The following is a 1182-nucleotide window of genomic DNA, read 5'->3' as shown; positions in this document are numbered from 1 at the left end:
TTCGCTGGTTACAAGGTAGAACCTTGTAACCAAATATTTAGGCTCTGCCTAATTTAAATATATTATTCTTCAGGTAGAACCTGAAAATAGCGTTCCCAGGTAGAACCCTGGAACGAGGTAGGAGACGAGGTAGGAAGCGCGGGTTTCCTCTCTCTATTTTTTGGGGGTTTTATGGGAATATCGGGAAAGAGCTATGGTGCAATCCCGATCATCATGAAACGAGACTCGATATTTTACTGGCTTTTTCAACAATCTCCCTCACTTCTCTTCGATTTACTCGAAAACCCACCAGCTAATGCCACCGAATACCGCTTTGACTCCGTAGCTGTTAAGGAACCCAAATTTGAGATCGATGGCGTATTCCTGCCACCTGATACTGATAGTAATGGGGTGATTTATTTTTGTGAAGTACAATTTCAAAAAGACGAACGACTCTATGAACGGGTTTTTGGCGAATCATTTTTGTATTTTTATCGTCAGCGAGAACGATTTACCGATTGGCAAATTGTTGTCATCTATCCCACCCGTAACCTAGAACAAAGTAATGCTCATCCCTACCGAGCGCTTCTCAATTGTGAGCAAGTACATCGAGTTTATCTCAATGAATTAGGAGAAATTCAGCAGCTACCCCTAGGAGTTGCTTTGATGGTACTAACTACGCTAGAAGAAGCCCAAGCAGCGGAAGCAGCCCGCTATTTACTAGCAAGAACCCAACAGCAAATTCCCGATCCAGAAGCCAGTCGTGCCATAATAGAAATGATTAGTACAATTATGGTGTATAAGTTTACTAACTTGAGTCGGCAGGAGGTTGATACAATGCTAGGACTACAATTGGCAGATACAAGGGTATATCGTGAAGCCAAGGAAGAAGGTCGTCAGGAAGGAGAATCTGCGCTCATCCTGCGGCTCCTTTCCCGTCGCCTTGGTGAAGTGACTCCTGAACAGCGATCGCAAATTCAATCTCTCTCAATTAATCAACTGGAAGCTTTAGGAGAAGCCTTGTTAGATTTTACCAAACCGGAAGATTTAGAGGAATGGTGGTGCTCGCATCTTGAGGCTAAATGGCTCAGATGATTACTCTCGAAAATCTGTTTTATGTTCGATAACACCTGCAAGTTCCTCGCAGAAAACTTTTCTGAAGATTTTGCCTCTTGGTTGCTGGGTGAACCCCTCACCATGACC

Annotated in this window: 1 protein-coding gene; it reads left to right on the top strand. The window is 43.6% G+C overall.

Annotation, left to right across the window (positions count from 1 at the left end; translation table 11 throughout):
* The first annotated feature begins 213 nt into the window (after window positions 1–213).
* A complete protein-coding gene (locus O9324_RS25210) occupies window positions 214–1074 on the top strand; it encodes an Rpn family recombination-promoting nuclease/putative transposase (RefSeq protein WP_288141640.1) in 861 nt (286 codons plus the stop codon).
* Window positions 1075–1182: the final 108 nt, after the last annotated feature.

It is taken from the genome of Microcystis sp. LE19-84.1B (assembly GCF_027531875.1).
GTDB lineage: Bacteria > Cyanobacteriota > Cyanobacteriia > Cyanobacteriales > Microcystaceae > Microcystis > Microcystis panniformis.
Note: the sequence above shows the minus strand (reverse complement) of the source record. Positions and strands in the feature narration are given on the sequence as shown.

Excerpts from the sequence above, each read along its gene's own strand:
- O9324_RS25210 (WP_288141640.1), top strand. The coding sequence starts at position 214 with ATGAAACGAGACTCGATATTTTACTGGCTTTTTCAACAATCTCCCTCA.